This window comes from Streptomyces sp. NPDC014734 (assembly GCF_043083325.1).
Classification (GTDB): domain Bacteria; phylum Actinomycetota; class Actinomycetes; order Streptomycetales; family Streptomycetaceae; genus Streptomyces.
Genome location: NZ_JBIBYN010000014.1, coordinates 128,192 through 148,822, shown reverse-complemented (window position 1 = coordinate 148,822; position 20,631 = coordinate 128,192). Strand labels below are relative to the sequence as shown.

At 71.5% G+C, this 20,631-nt stretch carries 20 protein-coding genes and 1 other RNA gene; 17 read left to right on the top strand and 4 right to left on the bottom strand.

The window, feature by feature from the left end; genetic code table 11:
- Positions 1-202: hypothetical protein (locus ACF1CT_RS22600; RefSeq protein WP_391785705.1), on the bottom strand; the 202-nt coding region annotated here is incomplete at its 3' end.
- Positions 203-241: 39 nt separating this feature from the next.
- Between ACF1CT_RS22600 and ACF1CT_RS22595 the strand changes: the two genes are divergently transcribed.
- Complete coding sequence (locus ACF1CT_RS22595) at positions 242-529, top strand: LPXTG cell wall anchor domain-containing protein (RefSeq protein ID WP_391785704.1); 288 nt, start codon at positions 242-244, stop codon at positions 527-529.
- Between the two features lie 166 nt (positions 530-695).
- Here the strand turns inward: ACF1CT_RS22595 and ACF1CT_RS22590 are convergent, their stop codons facing one another.
- Positions 696-893 (bottom strand): hypothetical protein, encoded by a 198-nt coding sequence (locus ACF1CT_RS22590; protein ID WP_391785703.1) that lies wholly within the window; start codon positions 891-893, stop codon positions 696-698.
- Between the two features lie 268 nt (positions 894-1,161).
- Between ACF1CT_RS22590 and ftsE the strand changes: the two genes are divergently transcribed.
- The 5 genes from ftsE to ssrA all read left to right on the top strand — a co-directional run bounded on the left by ftsE (position 1,162) and on the right by ssrA (position 5,041).
- Positions 1,162-1,851, top strand: a complete 690-nt coding sequence (gene ftsE / locus ACF1CT_RS22585; RefSeq protein WP_376245564.1) for a cell division ATP-binding protein FtsE — start codon at positions 1,162-1,164, stop codon at positions 1,849-1,851.
- A gap of 23 nt (positions 1,852-1,874) precedes the next feature.
- Positions 1,875-2,792, top strand: coding sequence for a permease-like cell division protein FtsX (gene ftsX / locus ACF1CT_RS22580; protein WP_391785702.1), 918 nt, complete (start codon positions 1,875-1,877; stop codon positions 2,790-2,792).
- Between the two features lie 67 nt (positions 2,793-2,859).
- Complete coding sequence (locus tag ACF1CT_RS22575) at positions 2,860-4,047, top strand: S41 family peptidase (protein ID WP_391785701.1); 1,188 nt, start codon at positions 2,860-2,862, stop codon at positions 4,045-4,047.
- Positions 4,048-4,065: 18 nt separating this feature from the next.
- Entirely contained in the window at positions 4,066-4,557 is a 492-nt protein-coding gene (gene smpB / locus ACF1CT_RS22570) for an SsrA-binding protein SmpB (RefSeq protein WP_391785700.1), read from the top strand.
- 114 nt (positions 4,558-4,671) lie between these two features.
- Positions 4,672-5,041, top strand: a transfer-messenger RNA (tmRNA) gene (gene ssrA / locus ACF1CT_RS22565).
- A 74-nt stretch (positions 5,042-5,115) separates the two neighbouring features.
- On the opposite strand, the gene ACF1CT_RS22560 is transcribed toward ssrA, so the two are convergent.
- Positions 5,116-6,387 carry an MFS transporter gene (locus ACF1CT_RS22560; RefSeq protein WP_391785699.1) on the bottom strand — a complete coding sequence of 424 codons (1,272 nt, stop codon included), beginning with the start codon at positions 6,385-6,387 and terminating at the stop codon, positions 5,116-5,118.
- A gap of 164 nt (positions 6,388-6,551) precedes the next feature.
- On the opposite strand from ACF1CT_RS22560, the gene ACF1CT_RS22555 reads away from it, so the two are divergent.
- The 8 genes from ACF1CT_RS22555 to ACF1CT_RS22520 all read left to right on the top strand — a co-directional run bounded on the left by ACF1CT_RS22555 (position 6,552) and on the right by ACF1CT_RS22520 (position 15,962).
- Positions 6,552-7,532 carry a LysR family transcriptional regulator gene (locus tag ACF1CT_RS22555; protein ID WP_391785752.1) on the top strand — a complete coding sequence of 327 codons (981 nt, stop codon included), beginning with the start codon at positions 6,552-6,554 and terminating at the stop codon, positions 7,530-7,532.
- 213 nt (positions 7,533-7,745) lie between these two features.
- The gene (locus tag ACF1CT_RS22550) at positions 7,746-8,882 is read left to right on the top strand and encodes a uroporphyrinogen-III synthase (RefSeq protein WP_391785698.1); all 1,137 of its coding nucleotides are present in this window, start codon (positions 7,746-7,748) and stop codon (positions 8,880-8,882) included.
- Between the two features lie 89 nt (positions 8,883-8,971).
- Positions 8,972-9,349, top strand: coding sequence for a DUF4259 domain-containing protein (locus tag ACF1CT_RS22545; protein ID WP_391785697.1), 378 nt, complete (start codon positions 8,972-8,974; stop codon positions 9,347-9,349).
- 109 nt (positions 9,350-9,458) lie between these two features.
- Complete coding sequence (locus ACF1CT_RS22540) at positions 9,459-10,022, top strand: GNAT family N-acetyltransferase (RefSeq protein ID WP_391785696.1); 564 nt, start codon at positions 9,459-9,461, stop codon at positions 10,020-10,022.
- Positions 10,023-10,195: 173 nt separating this feature from the next.
- Positions 10,196-10,852, top strand: coding sequence for a CGNR zinc finger domain-containing protein (locus tag ACF1CT_RS22535; protein WP_391785695.1), 657 nt, complete (start codon positions 10,196-10,198; stop codon positions 10,850-10,852).
- Positions 10,853-11,042: 190 nt separating this feature from the next.
- A complete protein-coding gene (locus ACF1CT_RS22530) occupies positions 11,043-13,454 on the top strand; it encodes a HelD family protein (protein ID WP_391785694.1) in 2,412 nt (803 codons plus the stop codon).
- A 479-nt stretch (positions 13,455-13,933) separates the two neighbouring features.
- Positions 13,934-15,367 (top strand): NAD-dependent malic enzyme, encoded by a 1,434-nt coding sequence (locus ACF1CT_RS22525; protein ID WP_391785693.1) that lies wholly within the window; start codon positions 13,934-13,936, stop codon positions 15,365-15,367.
- A gap of 313 nt (positions 15,368-15,680) precedes the next feature.
- Positions 15,681-15,962, top strand: a complete 282-nt coding sequence (locus ACF1CT_RS22520; RefSeq protein WP_003968811.1) for an HU family DNA-binding protein — start codon at positions 15,681-15,683, stop codon at positions 15,960-15,962.
- Positions 15,963-16,449: 487 nt separating this feature from the next.
- Here the strand turns inward: ACF1CT_RS22520 and murA are convergent, their stop codons facing one another.
- Positions 16,450-17,790 (bottom strand): UDP-N-acetylglucosamine 1-carboxyvinyltransferase, encoded by a 1,341-nt coding sequence (gene murA / locus ACF1CT_RS22515; protein ID WP_391785692.1) that lies wholly within the window; start codon positions 17,788-17,790, stop codon positions 16,450-16,452.
- 331 nt (positions 17,791-18,121) lie between these two features.
- Between murA and ACF1CT_RS22510 the strand changes: the two genes are divergently transcribed.
- From ACF1CT_RS22510 to ACF1CT_RS22500, 3 genes are all read left to right on the top strand, one after another.
- Positions 18,122-18,682: a YqgE/AlgH family protein gene (locus ACF1CT_RS22510; protein WP_391785691.1), complete on the top strand. Its 561-nt coding sequence runs from the start codon at positions 18,122-18,124 to the stop codon at positions 18,680-18,682.
- 29 nt (positions 18,683-18,711) lie between these two features.
- Positions 18,712-19,005 (top strand): DUF3039 domain-containing protein, encoded by a 294-nt coding sequence (locus ACF1CT_RS22505; RefSeq protein WP_072484142.1) that lies wholly within the window; start codon positions 18,712-18,714, stop codon positions 19,003-19,005.
- A gap of 321 nt (positions 19,006-19,326) precedes the next feature.
- Positions 19,327-20,631 carry an extracellular solute-binding protein gene (locus ACF1CT_RS22500; RefSeq protein WP_391785690.1) on the top strand — a complete coding sequence of 435 codons (1,305 nt, stop codon included), beginning with the start codon at positions 19,327-19,329 and terminating at the stop codon, positions 20,629-20,631.

Genomic DNA, 20,631 nt, shown 5'->3' with positions numbered 1-20,631 from the left:
GCAGGGCGGTGCGGGCCAGCAGGGTGGCGCCGGTGAGCAGGGCGGTGCGGGCCAGCAGGGCGGTGCCGGTGAGCAGGGCGGTGCGGGCCAGCAGGGTGGCGCCGGTGAGCAGGGCGGTGCGGGCCAGCAGGGCGGTGCCGGTGAGCAGGGCGGTGCGGGCCAGCAGGGCGGTGCCGGTGAGCAGGGCGGTTCCGGCAGCCACGGTGGTTCGGGCAGCCAGGGCGGTACCTCGAACGGTGGCGTGACCGGTGGCGACTCCGGCTCCACCGCCGGCAACGGCTCCTCCGGTACCACCGGCGGCGACACCAGCACCTGCACCGTCGACCTCGACGGTGCCAAGTGCGCCGACAACACCACCCCCGACTCCGTCGGCAACCAGCCGGTCGAGCAGGGCAAGGGCAAGGACGAGCTTGCCGAGACCGGTGCCGCCGAGACCACGTTCCTGCTGGTCGGCGCCGCGACGATGATCGCCGGAGGCATCGGCTTCCGGATCCTGCCGCGCCTGGTGAGCGGTCGTACCGTCGCCTGACGGCGGGCATGAGCCACGCGTGAGCACGAGGAGGGCCCGGGAAGGGCGGGTTCTATTGATCCCCGCAACTCCCTGAACAACAGGGTGTTGCGGGGATCAATAGAACCCGCCCTTCCCGGGCCCTCCTCGTGCGTCTGCCCGCTCCGGCGGGCGTACGGACCGGCCGCTACACGGTCTGGTGCGCCAGCAGGGCCAGCGCGCCCAGCAGCACCACCAGCAGCGCCACGAGCGTCACCGGGCTCAGCCCGGCGAAGACGCCCTGTTCCTGCTGCTGCAACCGCTCCCGGCTCGCCCGGCAGACGGGGCAGCGGCCCTCGCTCACCGGCGCCGCGCAGTTCGCGCACACCAATCGGTCATAGGTCATGCGCTTTCCTCCTCCCGCGCGGCGGAGCCGCCCGTGCCTCTCTCCGCACAACGCTCACGGAAACGCAACCGTTCCCCCTCCCACTGTGCCAGCTCGCGCGGATTTCGGCGCGGCCCGCCGGACATCACCCGTTCCGTAGCACTTCCGCCCCGCCTCCGGTCGGTGCCGTTCCGCCATAAAACACCCATCCCCGGGCGCGCGCCTGCACGCGTCAGTCCGGTTCGCGTATGGTCACGCACACCTACTCCCGGCCGACCGTGGTGCATCCGTGATCCGATTCGACAACGTCTCCAAGACCTATCCGAGGCAGAGCCGCCCCGCTCTGCGGGATGTGTCCCTCGATATCGAGAAGGGCGAGTTCGTCTTCCTGGTGGGCTCCTCCGGCTCCGGCAAGTCCACCTTCATGCGACTCATCCTCCGCGAGGAACGTGCCAGTACGGGCTCGGTCCACGTCCTGGGCAAGGACCTCGCACGCCTCTCCAACTGGAAGGTGCCGCACATGCGCCGCCAGTTGGGCACCGTGTTCCAGGACTTCCGGCTCCTCCCCAACAAGACCGTCGCGCAGAACGTCGCGTTCGCGCAGGAGGTCATCGGCAAGCCGCGGGGCGAGATCCGCAAGGCGGTGCCCCAGGTCCTCGACCTCGTCGGCCTCGGCGGCAAGGAGGACCGGATGCCCGGTGAACTCTCCGGTGGTGAGCAGCAGCGCGTGGCGATCGCGAGGGCGTTCGTGAACCGCCCCATGCTGCTGATCGCGGACGAGCCGACCGGCAACCTGGACCCGCAGACCTCCGTCGGCATCATGAAGCTGCTGGACCGGATCAACCGGACCGGCACCACCGTGATCATGGCGACTCACGACCAGAACATCGTCGACCAGATGCGCAAGCGCGTCATCGAGCTGGAGAAGGGCCGTCTGGTACGTGACCAGGCCCGTGGCGTCTACGGCTACCAGCACTGAGCACCGAGCACTGAAAGGACGCCATGCGCGCCCAGTTCGTCCTGTCGGAGATCGGCGTCGGCCTCCGTCGCAACCTCACGATGACCTTCGCCGTCGTCGTCTCCGTCGCCCTCTCGCTCGCCCTGTTCGGCGGCGCGCTGCTCATGCGCGAGCAGGTCAGCACGATGAAGGACTACTGGTACGACAAGGTCAACGTCTCGATCTTCCTCTGCAACAAGAGTGATGTGACCTCGACGCCCAAGTGCGCCAAGGGCGCCGTCACCGGGCAGCAGAAGAAGGAGATCGAGGCCGACCTGAAGAAGATGGACGCCGTCGACACCGTCACGTACGAGTCGGCCGACGAGGCGTACAAGCATTACCAGGAGCAGTTCGGCGACTCGCCCATGGCGGGCAACATCACGCCGGACATGATGCCCGAGTCGTTCCGGGTCAAGCTGCACGACCCGAAGAAGTACAAGGTCGTCGCCACGGCGTTCGCCGGCCGTGACGGGGTGCAGTCCGTCCAGGACCAGAGATCCATCCTGGACAACCTCTTCGGGCTGATGAACGGCATGAACGTGGCGGCCCTGTTCGTGATGGCGCTGATGCTGATCATCGCGCTGATGCTGATCGTGAACACCGTCCGGGTGTCCGCGTTCAGCCGGCGGCGCGAGACGGGCATCATGCGGCTGGTCGGTGCCTCCGGCTTCTACATCCAGATGCCGTTCATCATGGAGGCCGCGTTCGCCGGGCTCATCGGCGGCGTGCTCGCCTGCGTGATGCTGCTGGCCGGCCGGTACTTCCTGATCGACGGCGGCCTGGCGCTCCAGAACAAGCTGACCCTGATCGACTTCATCGGCTGGGACGCGGTCCTCACCAAGTTGCCGCTGGTCCTCGCGATCGGCCTGCTGATGCCCGCCGTCGCCGCGCTCTTCGCGCTCCGCAAGTACCTCAAGGTGTGACGAGCGCCGCTGTGGTGCGCGGCCAACCGGCCGTGCGCCGCAGGGACGTTGTCCTAGACTCATCGCCATGTCGGGTCCCGCACGGTGTTTCGGGCCCCACGGCGCACGCCGCGGGGCGGCCCTGACATTGGTCTTCGCGAGCGTGCTGGCCACCGCGGCCGCCACCGGCTCGCTGCCGCGCGACGGTGCGAAGTCCTCGCACCCGGCGACCCGTTCGGTCTCCTCCACCGTCGACGGCGACGAGGTGGCCGCCGCCGCCGCCCGTGCCGTGGCCGACGGCAAGTCCGGTACGGAAGCTGCCGAGGAGGTCGTCAGCCGCAGCGGTGACCGCTGGGGCGCGGTGTACGACGAGCGGCAGTACGAGGAGTTCGAGCAGGCTCTCGACGGCTCGTACACCGGTGTCGGCATCGCCGCGAAGCGCTCCGCCGACGGCCGGGTCGAGGTGGCCCGGGTGCAGCCCGGCGGGCCCGCCGACCGGGCCGGGGTCGAGCCGGGCGACCTGCTCCGCACCATCGACGGCCACCGGGTCGACCGGCGTCCCGTCGCCGAGGCCGTCGCCCTGTTGCGCGGGGACGGCGAGGAGGCGGTCGCGGGCAGCACCGTCGTCCTCGGGATCCAGCACGGTTCCGTGCTGCGGACCGAGACGCTCACCAGGGCCAGCCTCCGCACCGCGGCCGTCACCGTCCGGCGGATCGGACCGAAGCCCTCCGACCCCTCCGACGCGGTGATGATCGACGTCGACTCGTTCACCAGGGGCTCGGGCACCGAGGTCCGCGACGCCGTCCGGAAGGCCCCGGCGGGTGCCGGGGTGCTGCTGGACCTGCGGGGCAACTCCGGCGGCCTGGTCACCGAGGCCGTCACCGCCGCCTCGGCCTTCCTGGACGGCGGTCTGGTCGCCACGTACGACGTGCACGGGGCACAGCGGGCGCTCTACGCGGACCCGGGCGGCGACACCGTCCGTCCCCTCGTCGTCCTCGTGGACGGTGGCACGATGAGCGCCGCCGAACTCCTCACCGGCGCGCTCCAGGACCGGGGCCGCGCCGTCACCGTCGGATCGCGCACCTTCGGCAAGGGCTCGGTCCAGATGCCCAGCAAGCTCCCGGGCGGCTCCGTCGCCGAGCTGACCGTCGGCCACTACCGCACCCCGATGGGACGCGGTGTCGACGGCCGGGGCATCACCCCGGACCTGGTGGTCGGCTCCGGGGCCGAGGAGCGGGCGGAGACAGTATTGAGTGGCCTCGGGGGTGGGTCGTAGTGCGAAAATGACCGCACTATGGCCAAACAAAAAGACACGGGGCGCAAGCTCATCGCGCAGAACAAGAAGGCGCGGCACGACTACCACATCCTCGACACCTACGAGTGCGGTCTCGTCCTGATGGGCACCGAGGTCAAGTCGCTGCGGCTGGGCCGTGCCTCCCTGGTGGACGGCTTCGTCCAGATCGACGGCGGCGAGGCGTGGCTGCACAACATCCACGTGCCGGAGTACGTGCAGGGCACCTGGACCAACCACTCGGCGAAGCGGAAGCGCAAGCTGCTGATGCACCGGGCCGAGATCGACAAGCTGCAGTCGAAGGCGAGCGAGACCGGCCACACGATTGTGCCGCTCGCGCTGTACTTCAAGGACAGCCGGGTCAAGGTCGAGATCGCGCTCGCCAAGGGCAAGAAGGAGTACGACAAGCGGCAGACCCTGCGGGAGAAGCAGGACACCAGGGAGACGAACCGGGCGATCGCGGCGGCGCGCAGGCGTCAGCGCGGCACCGGCTGAGAGGAGCGGGGCACGCGGGGCGGGGCCGCCGGGAATGGGCTGGCATCGTCGTGCGTTGGTCACGTACGATGGCAACGCACCTCACAGCGGGTGCACGCATTGAAAACACCACATGGGGATGATCGGTTTCGACAGCGGATGTCGAAGCAGGGGAAGCGTGTCGAGGAAGCGGCAATGATCTCGTAAACCATATGTCGCAACCAATAATCGCCAACACCAAGCGCGATTCCTTCGCCCTCGCTGCCTAAGTAGCGACTTGCGAAGTGTCAGCCCGGGGGTGATCCCGACCCGGATCCTGGCATCATCAAGGGATCTAAACTTCTGAGCCCGGTCACGGGGCCCAGAAGGAAATCAAACAGTGACTGAGCCCGTCGGAGACTTGTTCGCGTGATCTCCGGGGCTGAGAAAAGCGCAGCGAACTGCACACGGAGAAGCCCTGATTCCGCACCGTTGGACGCGGGTTCGATTCCCGCCATCTCCACCATCCCATGTGAACGAGGACCCCGTCGCCACCGGTGACGGGGTCCTCGTCGTCGTGCGGCGTGCCGCCCCGGCGGGTCATCCCCGAGGAGCGCGGGCCCCGGCCGCCGCCAGGACCAGCGCCAGCGCCGCCGCGCACAGCGGTGCCGCGTAGCCGGTCACCGTTCCGAGGTGCTGCGCCAGCCAGCCCCCGGCCGCCGAGCCGGCCGCTATGCCGCCGAGCATGGCGGTGACGGCGAGTGTCATGCCCTCGTTGAGCTGCCCGCGCGGGGTGAGCCGCTGGATCAGGGTCATCCCGGTGACCATGGTCGGGGCGGTGGCGGCGCCCGCCAGCAGCAGACAGCCGGCCAGGACGGGCAGCGCGCCGGTCGTGGTGGCGGCCAGCAGCGGCAGTGACATCAGCGCCGTCATCCCGGTCAGGCAGCACAACAGCCTGCGGCGGACGTCCCCGGCGGGGCGCCGCGAACCGTAGACCAGCCCCGCCACGCAGGAACCGGCGGCCTGGAGGGCCAGGACCGCGCCCCCGGCATGGGCGATGGTCACGACCTCCATCGATCCGAAGACCGCCCCCGTGGCCAGGAAGACGGCAAGCAGCGCGGGCATGCCGGGACTGCGGAGCGGGGAACCGGCGGACGTCGTCGCACGCGGTGCCACCGGCGGTTCGGTCGCCCGCTGCGCGGCGAAGACCAGGATGCCGGTCATCAGCAGGACCGCGCCGGTCAGGGTGCCCGCCTCGGGGAAGAGCGCCCCGCACAGCACGGCCGCCAGCACCGGGCCGAGCATGAAGCACAGCTCGTCCGCGGCCTGTTCGAAGGAGTTCGCGGTGTGCAGGGCCGCCGGGTCGCCCCGGTGCAGATGAGCCCAGCGGGCGCGGGACATGCCGCCGGTGTTCGGGGTGGTCGCGGTGGCGGCGTACGCGGCGAAGAGCGTCCAGACCGGTGCGTCGTAGTGCACGCAGAGCACCAGCGCCAGCGAGCCGAGCACGGCGACGGCGGTGGCGGGCACCGCGATCCTCGCCTGCCCGTAACGGTCGACCAGCCGGGCCGTCCACGGGGCGACCACGGCGGTCGCGGCGAGCCCGGTCGCGGTCACCGCGCCGGCCAGCGCGTACGAGCCGTGCGCCCCGGCGACCATGATGACGGCGCTGACACTGAACATGCCCATGGGCAGTCGGGCGAGGAGGTTGCCCGCGGTGAACGCGCGGGCGCCCGGCGTGGCGAGCAGCCGGAGGTAGGGATTGGCGGGGACCCGCCGGACGCGGCAGGGAAGGGGAGCACGGCGGGCGACGACCAGCACGTCCCCGGACAGGGCGAGCAGGGTATCGGTGGGCGGATTTCTCTCGTACGGCATGCGAGCAGCCTCGTGGCGGTCCGCCCGCGGGGTCCAACACCTTCTGGGCGTGGATTGACGCATCCGTGTTGTAAATTCTCCGGGTGCCCGCTTCCGACGACGCCGCCCCGGACGGCCGGTCGTACCTCCGGACGCCCGGTCGGTACGGCGACACCGACCCCCGACTGCTCCGCGCCTTCGTCGCCGTGGCCGAGGAACTGCACTTCACCCGGGCCGCCGCGCGGCTCTACGTCGCGCAGCAGGCGCTGAGCCGGGACATCCGGCGGCTGGAACGCGAGCTGGGCGTCGAACTCTTCGTGCGCACCACCCGGCAGGTGTCCCCGACCGCCGACGGGGAACGGCTCCTTCCGTACGCCCGGCGAGTGCTGGGGGCGCACGCCGATCTCGCCGCCGCGTTCGCCGATCCCGTGGACCGGCCGCTCTTCGTGGATCTCAACACCGACGGCATGACCGCCGCCCGGGTGCTCGCCCACGCCCGCGAACTTGCCCCGGCGTGCGAGCTGATGGCGCGCTTCGAGAGCGGTCTCACCTGGGCGGCGGGGGAGATCCTCGCCGGTCGGCTCGATGTCTCCTTCGGCCGTGCCGCGGGGCTCGATCCGGCGGTGCGGGCCGGGCTCGGCACGCAGCCGGTGCGGTACGAGCCCATGGCGGTGCTGCTGCCCGTCGACCATCCGCTTGCCGACCGGGCGGCCCTCGCGCCGGGCGATCTGGCCGGCGAGACCGTGTACGCGGGCAACGGGAACGCGCGTACCGAGGAGTGGACGGATCTCGCCCGGCTGCTCTTCGCCGACTGGGGCATCGCACTGGCGCCTCCGGTTCCGCTCGCGGTCGGCGTCGCCGAGTTCCAGCGGGTCATGGCGAAGTCGGGGCATCCGGTGCTGTGCGTCGTCGGCTTCCCGCCGCTGCCGGGGACCGTGGTGCGCCCGCTGGTCCGGCCGGTACCGGTCTCCCCGCTGATGCTGGTCTGGCGCAGGGGGCTGCGCCATCCGGGTCTCGACGCCCTGCGCGAGGCCGCGGCCCGGCTGGGCGCCGAGGAGAACTGGCTGGTGCGGCCGGAGGGGAGCTGGCTGCCCGTTGCCGACGCCGCCCTCATGCGCGAACCGGGGCGGCCGGAGCTGCCGGGACGGCGGGACCGGCAGGGATGACAGGGATGACAGGGGCGGGAGGGACGGCGGGAACGGCAGGGGCGGCAGCAGTCGTCGGGTCCGGGCCGCCCCCACCGTGACGTGAACACGACGCCGAAGTGGCCGCGGACGTAACGCGCGGGAAACATGGGTGAACCGGGCCCGTCACGCACCGTTGGCAGGCTCGCCCTTCGCACCGCCGGGCCGCGGCGGGACAACAGCCGGGTGGAGCACATGCGCGAACGGAACGAACCCCTCGCGGGTTTCACCGTGGGGGTCACCGCCGCACGCCGTGCGGAGGAGTTCGGCGCCCTGCTGGAGCGGCGCGGAGCCACCGTCCTGCACGCGCCGGCCCTGCGGACCGTGCCGCTCGCCGACGACGGCGAACTCCGCGCCGCCACCCGGGACGTCATCCGGTCCGCTCCCGACGTGGTCGTCGCCACCACCGCCGTCGGCTTCCGGGGCTGGACCGAGGCCGCCGACGGCTGGGGGCTCGGCGACGAGCTGTCGACGGCCCTGCGCGGTGCCGAACTGCTGGCCCGCGGCCCGAAGGCCAAGGGTGCCGTCCGGGCCGCCGGACTGACCGAGACCTGGTCGCCCGCCTCGGAATCCATGGACGAGGTGCTCGGCCGGCTCCTGGCCGAGGGCGTGACGGGGCGTCGGATCGCCCTGCAACTCCACGGCGAACCCGTGCCCGGCTTCATCGAGCCGCTCCGTGCCGCGGGCGCCGAGGTCGTCCCCGTCCCCGTCTACCGCTGGACGGACCCCGAGGACATCGCCCCGCTCGACCGGCTGCTCGACACCACCCTGGCCCGTGGCCTGGACGCCCTCACCTTCACCAGTGCCCCGGCCGCCACCTCGCTGCTCGGCCGGGCCCGGAGGCGCGGACTGCTGCCGGAACTCCTGGGCGCGCTGCGCGAGGACGTCCTCGTGGCCTGCGTCGGCCCCGTCACGGCCCGGCCGTTGCGGGCGCTCGGCGTCGAATCCGTCCACCCGGAACGCTTCCGGCTCGCGCCGCTCGTCCAGCTCCTGTGCCACGAACTGCCCGCGCGGACCCCGGTACTGACGATCGACGGTCACCGGGTCGAGATCCGCGGCCATGCGGTGATCGTCGACGACGAGCCGTGCCGGGTGCCGCCCGCCCCGATGGCCCTGCTGCACACCCTGGCCCGCAGGCCGGGCCGGGTGGTGTCCCGCACCGAGTTGCTGCGTGCGCTGCCGGGCGGCGGCACGGACGAGCACGCGGTGGAGACGGCCGTGGCGCGGCTGCGCACGGCCCTGGGCGCGCCCGGTCTCGTCCAGACGGTCGTCAAACGCGGCTACCGGCTGGCGCTCGACCCGGCCGCGGGCGCCGGGCACACGGATTCCTGAGGTGTTCGGGACCCGCCGTTGTCAGTCCCGTCCGCTATGAGTGGGGGCAGCGCGAGGACACGCGCGGGACGAACGACGGAGGGGAACCGATGGGTACCTGGGGCAACGGGAATTTCGACAGCGACACGGCCGCGGACCATCTGTCGGACATCACCGGCCGGCTGGTCTCGGACATCGAGGCGGCGATGGCGGGCGACCCGTCGGGCCTGGAGCCCGACGACTACGACGGTGTGGTCGTGCCGTGCAATGTCGAGCTGCTGTGCCTGATCGCCGAGCAGGGCCATGTCGGTGCGGCGGTCCCGGAGGCGGCGGTGGTCGAGGGGTGGAAGAAGACGTTCATGGACGTGTGGGAGCGGACCATCGACGAGCTGGAGCCCGATCCGGAGTACAAGGAGGGCAGGCGGGCGGAGCTGATCCGCACCTTCGACCGGCTGGCGGACCTGGCGAGGGAGAGGGCCGCGGGATGAGGGCACGCCGGGACGAGGCCGGGGGGAGCGGCCCGGCGGCGCGGGGACAAGGAGCCGGACGACCTCGTGGGGACGGGGGGCGACCACGGTGCCGGGATAGCCTGAACGGATGATTCGTGATTCCCGCCGGCTCGACGCGGAGGTACGACTCCGTCCCGTCACCCCGGGCGACGCCGCCTCACTCGCCGCTTCCCTGGCCCGCAGCCGCGCGTACATGCGCCCCTGGGAGCCCCTGCGGCCGGAGATCTTCTACACCGAGCGAGGTCAGCGGGAACGACTGGAGGGGCTGATCGCCGACCAGGACGCCGGGCGGTCGATGACGTGGGTGTTCGCCGACGAGCAGGACCGCGCGATGGGTTCGATCAGCCTCAACGGCATCGTGCTCGGACCGCTCCGCAGCGGCACGCTCGGCTACTGGGTCGACGTCGAGCACGCGGGCCGGGGGCTGGCCACCGCGGCCGTGCGCCAGGTCTGCGAGATGGCCCGGGACGGACTGCGGCTGCACCGGGTCGAGGCGGGGACGGTGCTGCACAACGTGGCCTCGCAGCGGGTGCTCGCCAAGTGCGGCTTCGAGGAGTACGGGGTGGCCCCGCGCCTGCTGCACATCGACGGCGAATGGCGTGACCACCGGATGTTCCAGCGGATTCTGCACGACGACCCGCCGTTCGGCTGAGAGCCGACGGCCCGGTCGCGCCACGGAGGCACGGAGCCCGGACGTACGGGGGAACGTGGCCCTCGACGGCCGTGCCACCGGTCCGGGGAGGCCGGTGCGGGGGTTCCGGGCCGCTCGTCCGGCGGGCACTCTGGGGGAGACCTCCACCGGAGACCCGAGGCGGTGACACACACATGGCAGCGGGCAAGAGTGCGTACGGCTGGCGGTTGGGCTCCGGCCGCCCCTGCCTGGACCTGGTGGCGACGGCGACCGGTGCCCCCGGGAACCGCGAGCTGCTCGACGGCGCCGAACGGCTCGCCGACTGGTTGCTGGCCACCGGTCTCGTACCGGAGGGCACCCATCTCGGTGTCGTCGACGACGGCTGGGTGGTGCGCTTCCGACAGCTGAGGACCGGCGTCGACCGGCTGCTGACCGCCGAACTCGGCGGACACCGGGCCGAGGGCGCCCTGGAACGCGTCAACGCGCTCGCCGCGATGCCGCCGCCGGGACTGCGGGCCGTCCGCGGCCGGGGCGGCACCCTGGTACGAGTGCTGAGCGCCGACCCGGACTGCGGAGCGCTGCTGGCGGCCGTGGCCCGCGACGCGGTGGAGCTCCTCACCGATCCGGTGACCCGGGCCGGACTGCGGCGCTGCGAGGCCGACAACTGCCGTCGGCTCTACCTGGACACCTCGCGCGGGCACCGGCGCCGCTGGTGCTCCGGCGAGGGGTGCGGGAACCGGGAACGGGTGGCGCGGCACCGGCGCCGGGCGGCAGCGGCAGCCGCGGTCGCCGATCCCGGTTCCGGCAGGACGGGGAGAACCGGCGGGCAGGCCCCGCCGGGGGCCCCGTGAACGGGCGTTCCCACCGTGGCGTGACGAGCGTCCCCGAAGCGTCGTAACGGGCGTTTCCGGCGGGGCGTCAGGAATCGACGTCATCACGGAAGAAGGGCCACCACCTGCTTTTCGGCGCACGGCGGATGCGCCGTGGCCCCCCTTCGCATATGGTTGACGGCTGCCCAATGCACATCAGAAAGGGGCCTCGGTGGCCGCGCAGGATGCCGCTGTCGATTCGTTGCGGGACCGGGAAATCGGTGTCGAGCAGGAACATCTCGACGCTGTTTATCGCCGACTTGAGGAGAAGATCCATGAGGCCGAATTCCTCATGGACGACGCCGTCAAGCGCGGCCAGGTCGGTACTCCGGGGGCGCTCGCCGAGCGCGACGCCCAGGTGTTCCGGGCCGGAATTCATCTCAACCGGCTGAACAGCGAGTTCGAGGACTTCCTCTTCGGAAGGATCGACCTGCTGCTCGGCAAGGACGGCGAACGAGGTCCGGACGGTGCCTACACCTCGGTCGAACCGGCCGACGACGCCGTGCGTGCCGACCATTCCGCCGACATCGCGGAGACGCTGCACATCGGCCGGATCGGAGTTCTCGATTCCGATTACGCGCCGCTGGTCATCGACTGGCGGGCCCCGGCCGCCGCGCCCTTCTACCGGTCGACGCCGAAGGAGCCGGGCAGGGTGGTCCGCCGCCGGGTCATCCGCTCCAAGGGGCGCAAGGTCCTCGGTGTCGAGGACGACCTGATGCGCCCCGAACTCACCGCGTACCTGGACGGACAGCCGCTGCCCGTCATCGGCGACGGCGCCCTGATGGCCGCGCTCGGCCAGGCACGCAGCCACACCATGCGGGACATCGTCTCCTCCATCCAGGCCGAGCAGGACCTGGTGATCCGGGCCCCCGCCGCCTCCGTCACCGAGGTGTCCGGCGGCCCCGGCACCGGCAAGACCGCCGTGGCCCTGCACCGTGCCGCCTACCTCCTCTACCAGGACCGCCGGCGCTACGCGGGCGGCATCCTCGTGGTCTCGCCCACACCGCTCCTCGTCGCGTACACCGAGGGGGTGCTGCCCTCGCTGGGGGAGGAGGGGCAGGTCGCGATCCGGGCGGTGGGCTCGCTGTCCGACGAGGCCGCCGGCCCCGCGGGCGCCACCACGTACGACGAGCCCGCCGTCGCCCGGATCAAGGGCTCCTCCCGGATGCTCGCGGTGCTGCGGAAGGCGGCGCGCGGCGCGCTGGAACGCCCCGGCGCCCCGTTGCCCGGGGCCCGCGACGGCCAGTTGTCCTTCGGCGACGCGAGCGAGGAGGCCGGCACGCCCGGCGCCTCTGGGGGGCCCGGCGCGGTTCCGGCCGCCCCTGCCCGGTTGCGGGTCGTCGCGTTCGGAGCCCGCGTCGAACTGGAGGCCGCCGAACTGCGCCGCATCCGGCAGTCGGTGCTCGGCGGTACCACCCCGGTCAACCTGCTGCGCCCGCGCGCCCGCAAAATGCTTCTGGACGCCCTGTGGAACAAGTCGTCCGGCCGGGGCCGCTACACCGACCCCGAGCTGGCCGCCGAACTGCGTTCCTCCTTCGACGAGGACGTCTCCACCGAGACCCCCTTCCTCGCCTTCCTGGACGCCTGGTGGCCGGAGCTCACCCCGCGCGGGGTGCTCGCCGCCATGGCCGACGAGAAGCGGCTGGGCCGGTGGGCGCGCCGGGTCCTCAACCAGGGCGAGGTGCGCCGCCTGGCCCGCTCCCTGAAGCGGCTCGACGGCGCGGGCGAGGGCCCGCTCTCCGTCCACGACGTGGCGCTCCTCGACGAACTCCATACGCTGCTCGGCACCCCGCACCGGCCGCGGAGGAAGCGCGAACTCGACCCGCTGGACCAGCTCACCGGGCTGGAGGAGCTGATGCCACAGCGCGAGGAGACCCAGTGGGAGCGGGCCGAGCGGCTGGCCGCGGAACGCACCGAGTACGCGCACGTCATCGTGGACGAGGCGCAGGACCTCACCCCCATGCAGTGGCGCATGGTGGGCCGCCGCGGCCGGCACGCCACCTGGACGATCGTCGGGGACCCGGCACAGTCCTCCTGGTCCGATCCGGACGAGGCGGCGCGGGCGCGCGACGAGGCGCTCGGCAGCCGTCCGCGCCGCCGCTTCACCCTCACGGTCAACTACCGCAACCCGGCGGAGATCGCCGAGCTGGCCTCGAAGGTCCTGGCGCTGGCGATGCCCGGGACGCAGGCACCGACCGCGGTCCGTTCCACCGGCGTGAAGCCGCGTTTCGAGACCGCGCGGGACGGTGACCTGGCCGCCGCCGTGCGCGAGGAGGCGCGGCGGATGCTGGACGAGGTCGACGGAACGGTCGGCGTGGTCGTCGCGATGAACCGGCGGGCGCAGGCCCGCGACTGGCTCGACGGTCTCGGCGAGCGGGTGGTGGCGCTGGGCAGTCTGGAGGCGAAGGGGCTGGAGTACGACGCCACGGTCGTCGTCTCGCCCGCGGAGATCGCCGACGAGTCCCCGGCCGGCCTGCGGGTGCTGTACGTGGCGCTGACGCGTGCGACGCAGCAGCTCACGGTCGTCTCCGGGGAGCGGGACCTGCCCGACGAGGACGGGGTCCCGGACCTGCTGCGGGACTGACCGGAGCCGCGGCGGGCCATGACGTCGACGTGACGCCGCAGAATCGATCCGTGCTCCGGGAATCACTTTTCCGGAGCGTTTGTTAGCCTGGTGTGCGGCACCGACCCGATCCAAGCCCCCGGGCCCAACCTTCGTCGCTTCGAGCGACCACTTGCCGCGAGGCGAGCATGGCGGGTCGGTGTCGTTCAAGCAGTGGACAGACCCGCGTCACCCTTCGGTGACGCGGGTCTGTTCTTGTTTCCCGGGGCCCGCTGCCGGGCCCGCTCCCGGCAGCTCCTCCTGCGGGGCGCCGGTGCGCACGGGCCGTCGGCCGGGGCTTCCGCCGAGACCGTTGAATCTCGTATGGTGGAAACAGTTTTCCGAAGAGTGGCAGTCATTAACGGCTACTGGTCAGTAGGTGCGACCATCGGAAAGCACGTCCGAGGCGAGCGCCCCGGCCGCGCATAGCAAAGAAGCTAAGGAAAGCGAAGGACTCGGCCATGGCAACGGCGCCCAGCGTCTCGTACTCGATGACGGTCAGGCTGGAGGTGCCCGCGAGCGGCACATCAGTCTCCCAGCTCACCACGGCCGTGGAGTCCTCCGGCGGTTCGGTCACCGGTCTCGACGTGACGGCCTCCGGCCACGAGAAGCTGCGGATCGACGTCACCATCGCCGCCACCTCGACCGCGCACGCCGACGAGATCGTCGAGAACCTGCGCGGCATCGAGGGCGTGGTCCTGGGAAAGGTCTCCGACCGTACGTTCCTGATGCACCTCGGCGGCAAGATCGAGATGGCGTCCAAGCACCCCATCCGCAACCGTGACGACCTCTCGATGATCTACACCCCGGGTGTGGCGCGGGTCTGCATGGCGATCGCCGAGAACCCCGAGGACGCCCGCCGTCTCACCATCAAGCGCAACTCCGTCGCAGTTGTGACGGACGGCTCCGCGGTGCTGGGCCTGGGCAACATCGGGCCGAAGGCCGCCCTGCCGGTGATGGAGGGCAAGGCCGCCCTCTTCAAGCGGTTCGCCGGCATCGACGCCTGGCCGATCTGCCTGGACACCCAGGACACCGACGCCATCGTCGAGATCGTCAAGGCGATCGCGCCCGGCTTCGCGGGCATCAACCTGGAGGACATCTCCGCGCCCCGCTGCTTCGAGATCGAGGCGCGGCTGCGCGAGGCCCTGGACATCCCGGTCTTCCACGACGACCAGCACGGCACCGCCATCGTGGTGCTGGCCGCACTGACCAACGCGCTGCGCGTGGCGGGCAAGGGGATCGGGGACGTACGGGTCGTCATGTCCGGCGCCGGAGCGGCCGGCACGGCCATCCTGAAGCTCCTCATCGCCGCGGGCGTCAAGCACGCCGTCGTCGCCGACATCCACGGTGTGGTGCACGCCGGCCGCGAGGACCTGGTGTCCGCCGCCGCCGACTCGCCGCTCCGCTGGATCGCCGACAACACCAACCCCGAGTCCGTCACCGGCACCCTCAAGCAGGCGGTCGTGGACGCCGACGTCTTCATCGGCGTCTCCGCCCCGAACGTGCTGAACGGTGACGACGTCGCCGCCATGGCCGACGGCGCGATCGTGTTCGCGCTTGCGAACCCGGACCCCGAGGTCGACCCGGCAATCGCCCGTCAGACGGCCGCAGTTGTCGCCACCGGGCGTTCCGACTTCCCGAACCAGATCAACAATGTGCTGGTCTTCCCCGGTGTCTTCCGCGGTCTGCTCGACGCCCAGTCCCGGACCGTCAACACGGAGATGATGCTCGCCGCGGCCCGCGCGCTTGCCGATGTCGTCGCCGAGGACGAGGTGAACGCGAACTACATCATCCCGTCGGTCTTCAACGACAAGGTCGCGGGCGCGGTCGCCGGTGCCGTCCGGGACGCCGCGAAGACGGCCGGCGGTGCCGTGACGGCCCCCACGTCGATCTGACCCACGGCGCGTCGCGGGCCGCGGCGCCCCAAACGCCCCTTTAGGGTGGGCGGGCGGCGCGTCCCGCACGGCCCCGCACCCGCTGCGGACCGCTTCCGCGGTATCGACGGAACGTCACCACGACGAGGAAGTGGTGCTTTTCGTGCGACTCCGGGGGGTGCCGGATTGGCTTTCCCGCCGCAGGTGGGGGCAGGATGCGTAATCGGGCGCGAGGGTCTGACGACAGACCCGGGTCCGGGGACTGTCCGAGGGCCCTGGCAGCATCGGCTTCGATCTCACGCCTCACAGGCAAGAAGAACACGGGAGTAACAACATGAACCGCAGTGAGCTGGTGGCCGCCCTGGCCGACCGCGCCGAGGTGACCCGCAAGGACGCCGACGCTGTGCTGGCCGCGCTCGCCGAGACCGTCGGTGAGATCGTCGCCAAGGGCGACGAGAAGGTCACCATCCCCGGCTTCCTGACCTTCGAGCGGACCCACCGTGCCGCTCGCACCGCTCGTAACCCGCAGACCGGCGACCCGATCAACATCCCGGCCGGTTACAGCGTGAAGGTCTCCGCGGGCTCCAAGCTCAAGGAAGCCGCCAAGGGCAAGTAAGCCGCCCGGGGCGAACAGCAGGCCCACAGGCGCGACGAAGGGCGGCCACCCGGCACCGGGCGGCCGCCCCTCCGCGTTCCGGCCCGAGAAGGCCCGTTACGGGCTTCCGTCGGGCCTTCGACGGGTCTCACGGAACCGGGGACAGCGGTTACGGGCTTCCGCCGGGCCTCGCGGGACCGGGGACCGCGTCGGTTCCGGGCTTCCGCCGGGCTCCCGGGTCGCCGGGGCTTCGGGGCGCCGGGGTCGTGCGGCCCGGCCCGCGCAGGTCCGCGCCGTCCGGCCCTCTGACCGACCCGTCCGGCTCCACGTTCCGCGCCGTCCGGCTCCCCGTTCCGTGTCGTCCCGGCCCCGGCGACAGGGCCCTCAGCCCTGCCCGGCAACGCGGAACGGGGGCCCGGAGCAGTGCTCCGAACCCCCGTCGACGGCCGTCGGCCCGCCCGGCCGCCACGCGCGGCCCGCGCGTGGCGGACGGGCGGGAGACCGTTCCTCAGACCAACGACCCGCCCGGCAGTTCCACCTTCGCGCCGAGCTTCTCCAGCTTCTCCATGAAGTTCTCGTAGCCGCGGTTGATCAGGTCGATGCCGTGGACCCGCGACGTGCCCTGCGCCGCCAGCGCGGCGATCAGGTACGAGAATCCTCCGCGCAGGTCCGGGATGACCAGGTCCGCGCCCTGGAGCCTGGTCGGCCCGGACACCACCGCCGAGTGCAGGAAGTTGCGCTGGCCGAAGCGGCAGTCGGAGCCGCCCAGGCACTCGCGGTAGAGCTGGATGTGCGCGCCCATCTGGTTGAGCGCCGAGGTGAAGCCGAGCCGGGACTCGTACACCGTCTCGTGGACGATGGACAGGCCCGACGCCTGCGTCAGGGCCACCACCAGCGGCTGCTGCCAGTCGGTCTGGAAACCGGGGTGCACGTCCGTCTCCAGGGCGATGGCGTTCAGCGCGCCGCCCGGGTGCCAGAAGCGGATGCCCTCGTCGTCGATCTCGAACGCGCCACCGACCTTGCGGAAGGTGTTCAGGAACGTCATCATCGAGCGCTGCTGTGCGCCCCGCACGTAGATGTTGCCCTCGGTGGCCAGCGCCGCGGACGCCCAGGAGGCCGCCTCCAGGCGGTCCGGGAGCGCCCGGTGGGTATAGCCGTCCAGCCGGTCGACGCCGGTGATCCGGATCGTCCGGTCGGTGTCCATCGAGATGATCGCGCCCATCTTCTGCAGCACGCAGATGAGGTCCTCGATCTCCGGCTCGACGGCCGCGTTGGACAGCTCGGTGACGCCCTCGGCGAGCACCGCCGTCAGCAGCACCTGTTCGGTGGAGCCCACCGACGGGTACGGGAGCCGGATCTTCGTGCCCCGCAGCCGCTGCGGGGCCTCCAGGTACTGGCCGTCCGCCCGCTTCTCGATGGTCGCGCCGAACTGCCGCAGTACGTCGAAGTGGAAGTCGATCGGCCGGCCGCCGATGTCACAGCCGCCGAGCCCGGGGATGAACGCGTGGCCGAGCCGGTGCAGCAGCGGGCCGCAGAAGAGGATCGGGATGCGCGAGGAACCGGCGTGGGCGTCGATGTCGGCGACGTTGGCGCTCTCCACGTGGGTGGGGTCCAGCACCAGCTCGCCCGGTTCGTCACCCGGCCGCACCGTCACGCCGTGCAGCTGCAACAGCCCCCGCACCACGCGCACGTCGCGGATGTCGGGCACGTTGCGCAGCCGGCTGGGCCCGCTGCCGAGCAGCGCGGCGACCATCGCCTTCGGCACCAGGTTCTTGGCGCCTCTGACGCGGATCTCGCCCTCCAGCGGGGTTCCGCCGTGGACAAGCAGGACATCGTCTGTGCCGGTCATGAATCTCGCGTTCCGGAGTGGTCGGGCAGGGGGCCAAACGAAAGGGTAATGGCCCCCCGCCCCCGCCAGGGCAGGGAACGGGGGGTGTGCGAACGTCATGAATTCGCCACAACACGCTCTGCTCGCCCTCTCTTGCGGAGGGTGACCGTCCGCTAACGGTCCGGGGAGCAATGCCACGAGCCCGTCCCCGTCCTGCTCCCCGGGCCGCAAGTCCCCCGACCCGTGCGCTCCTCGTGCATCCGTGCGCCCTGAGCTGCGAGCGGTCCGTGCCGACGGCCGGGGCGGCCCACTCGGGCCCCACGGGGAGCCGAGATGCGGGATCATTTCTGCCATGACCGAGGTGTCCTCGCTCACAGGGCGACTGCTCGTGGCCACACCCGCGCTCGCGGACCCGAATTTCGACCGTGCCGTGGTGCTGCTCCTCGACCACGACGAGGAGGGCTCGCTCGGCGTGGTCCTGAACCGGCCGACCCCGGTGGGCGTCGGCGACATCCTCACGCCCTGGGCGGGGCTTGCCGGCGAGCCCGGCGTCGTCTTCCAGGGCGGCCCGGTCTCGCTCGACTCGGCGCTCGGTGTCGCCGTCATCCCCGGCGACGAGGGCCCCCTCGGATGGCGCCGGGTGTACGGGGCGATCGGTCTGGTCGACCTGGAGGCGCCGCCGGAGCTCCTGGCCGCGGCCCTCGGCTCGCTGCGGATCTTCGCCGGGTACGCGGGCTGGGGCCCCGGACAGTTGGAGAAGGAACTGACCGAGGGTGCCTGGTACGTCGTCGAGTCCGAACCGGGGGACGTCTCCTTTCCGCGTCCGGAACACCTCTGGCGGGCCGTACTGCGCCGTCAGCGCAGCGAACTGGCCATGATCGCGACGTATCCCGACGACCCTTCGCTGAACTGAATCCGCGCGCTTTCAGTACCCTTGCGTGCATGAGCACTCTTGAGCCCGAGCGCGGGGCAGGTACGGGCACCCTCGTGGAGCCGACTCCGCAGGTGTCGAACGGCGACGGCGACCACGAGCGCTACGCCCATTACGTCCAGAAGGACAAGATCATGGCGAGTGCCCTGGAGGGCACCCCCGTGGTCGCACTGTGCGGCAAGGTCTGGGTACCGGGGCGCGACCCCAAGAAGTACCCGGTCTGCCCCATGTGCAAGGAGATCTACGAGTCCATGGGCGCCGGTGGCGACAAGGACAAGGGCAAGGGCGGCAAGGACAAGAAGTAGCTCCTCGGGCCGTTCGGCGGCAGTCCGCGGACTGCCGGGGGCGGCCCGTCGGGGAGCGGGACGGAAGACCCGGCCGTGCGGAGGAATCCGCGGGCGGCGCGGGGGCCGTCCCGGTCGTTCGGGCACCATGCGAAGGGTCCCCGGGGCGCGCGTGAACGCGCGCCCCGGGGACCCTTCGCGTTGCACGGGCTGCACCCCCGGGTCACAGAGTGGTTGAGACCACTTGTCGGCGCCCCCGCGCGCACCTACTCTCCTGCCAGTTGTGCAGAACGAAACGCGCGTTGCGCATGTTGCAATGCCTACCGGTAGGGGTGTTCCCGGATGAAGCTTTCTGCCCGAATTGCCGCACCGGCCGCAGCGCTTGTGCTGGCGGGACTCACCGCCACCGCCTGCGCGCCGCAGACCTCCGACACCGGGGCGAAGGGCGACGAGAAGACCGGCACGTTGCGGGTCTGGCTCTTTCAGGAGGTCGGCAACAAGCCCAAGGAACAGGTCGTCGACGCGGCCGTCGCCGCGTTCGAGAAGGCGCACGAGGGGGTGAAGGCCGAGATCGAGTACATACCCGTCGACACCCGCGCCCAGCGCATCAAGGCCGCCTTCAACGACCCGAAGAGCGCGCCCGACCTCATCGAGTACGGCAACACCGACACCGCCGGATACGTCAAGGACGGCGGACTCGCGGACATCAGCGCGGAGTTCGCCGCCTGGGACGAGGCCAAGGACACCGACCCGACCGCCAAGCAGTCCGTCACGGTCGGCGGGAAGATCTACGGCGCCCCGCTCTTCGTCGGTGTGCGCGCGCTGTACTACCGCACCGACGTCTTCCAGGAACTGGGCATCGCGGCCCCCAAGACCCAGGCCGAACTGATCTCCACCGCGAAGAAGATCCACCAGAAGAAGCCCGACCTGTACGGGCTGGCGGTCGGCGGCGCGTACACCTACGGCGCGATGCCGTTCATCTGGGCGAACGGCGGCGAACTCGCCGAGGAGAGCGGCGGCACGTACAAGGCGGCCATCAACGGCGACAAGGCCCGCAAGGGCATCGAGGCGTACACCTCGCTCTTCGGCGACGACAACTGCCCGGCCGCCAAGTGCGCGGCGATGGGCGGCAACGCGACCGTCACCGCCTTCGCCTCCGGCAAGGCCGCCATGGCGATCGGCGGCGACTTCAGCCACGCGGCCGTCGAGGCGGGCACGGTGAAGGGCAAGTACGCCGTGGTGCCGCTGCCCGGCGTCGCGGAGGGCTCCATCGCCCCCGCGTTCGCGGGCGGCAACAACATCGGCGTGCTGAAGAGCAGCTCGCACCGCACCCTCGCCGTGGACCTGATGAAGTCCCTGACAGGCAAGGAGGCGCAGGCCAAGATGTTCGACGCGATGGGCTTCCTGCCGACGTACACCGACGTGCGGGCCGAGGTGGCGAAGAAGGAGCCGTTCGTCGAACCGTTCGTCAAGACGCTCGGCGCGGGCGCCAAGTTCGTCCCGGCCTCGGCCGGCTGGGGCGGCATCGACTCCTCGCTGATCCTGCCGACGATGTTCCAGGAGATCGTCAGCGGTCGCAAGGACGTGGCGGCGGCCTCGGACGACGCGGCGAAGAAGATGGACGCCGCGTTCACCGACGCGGGCTGA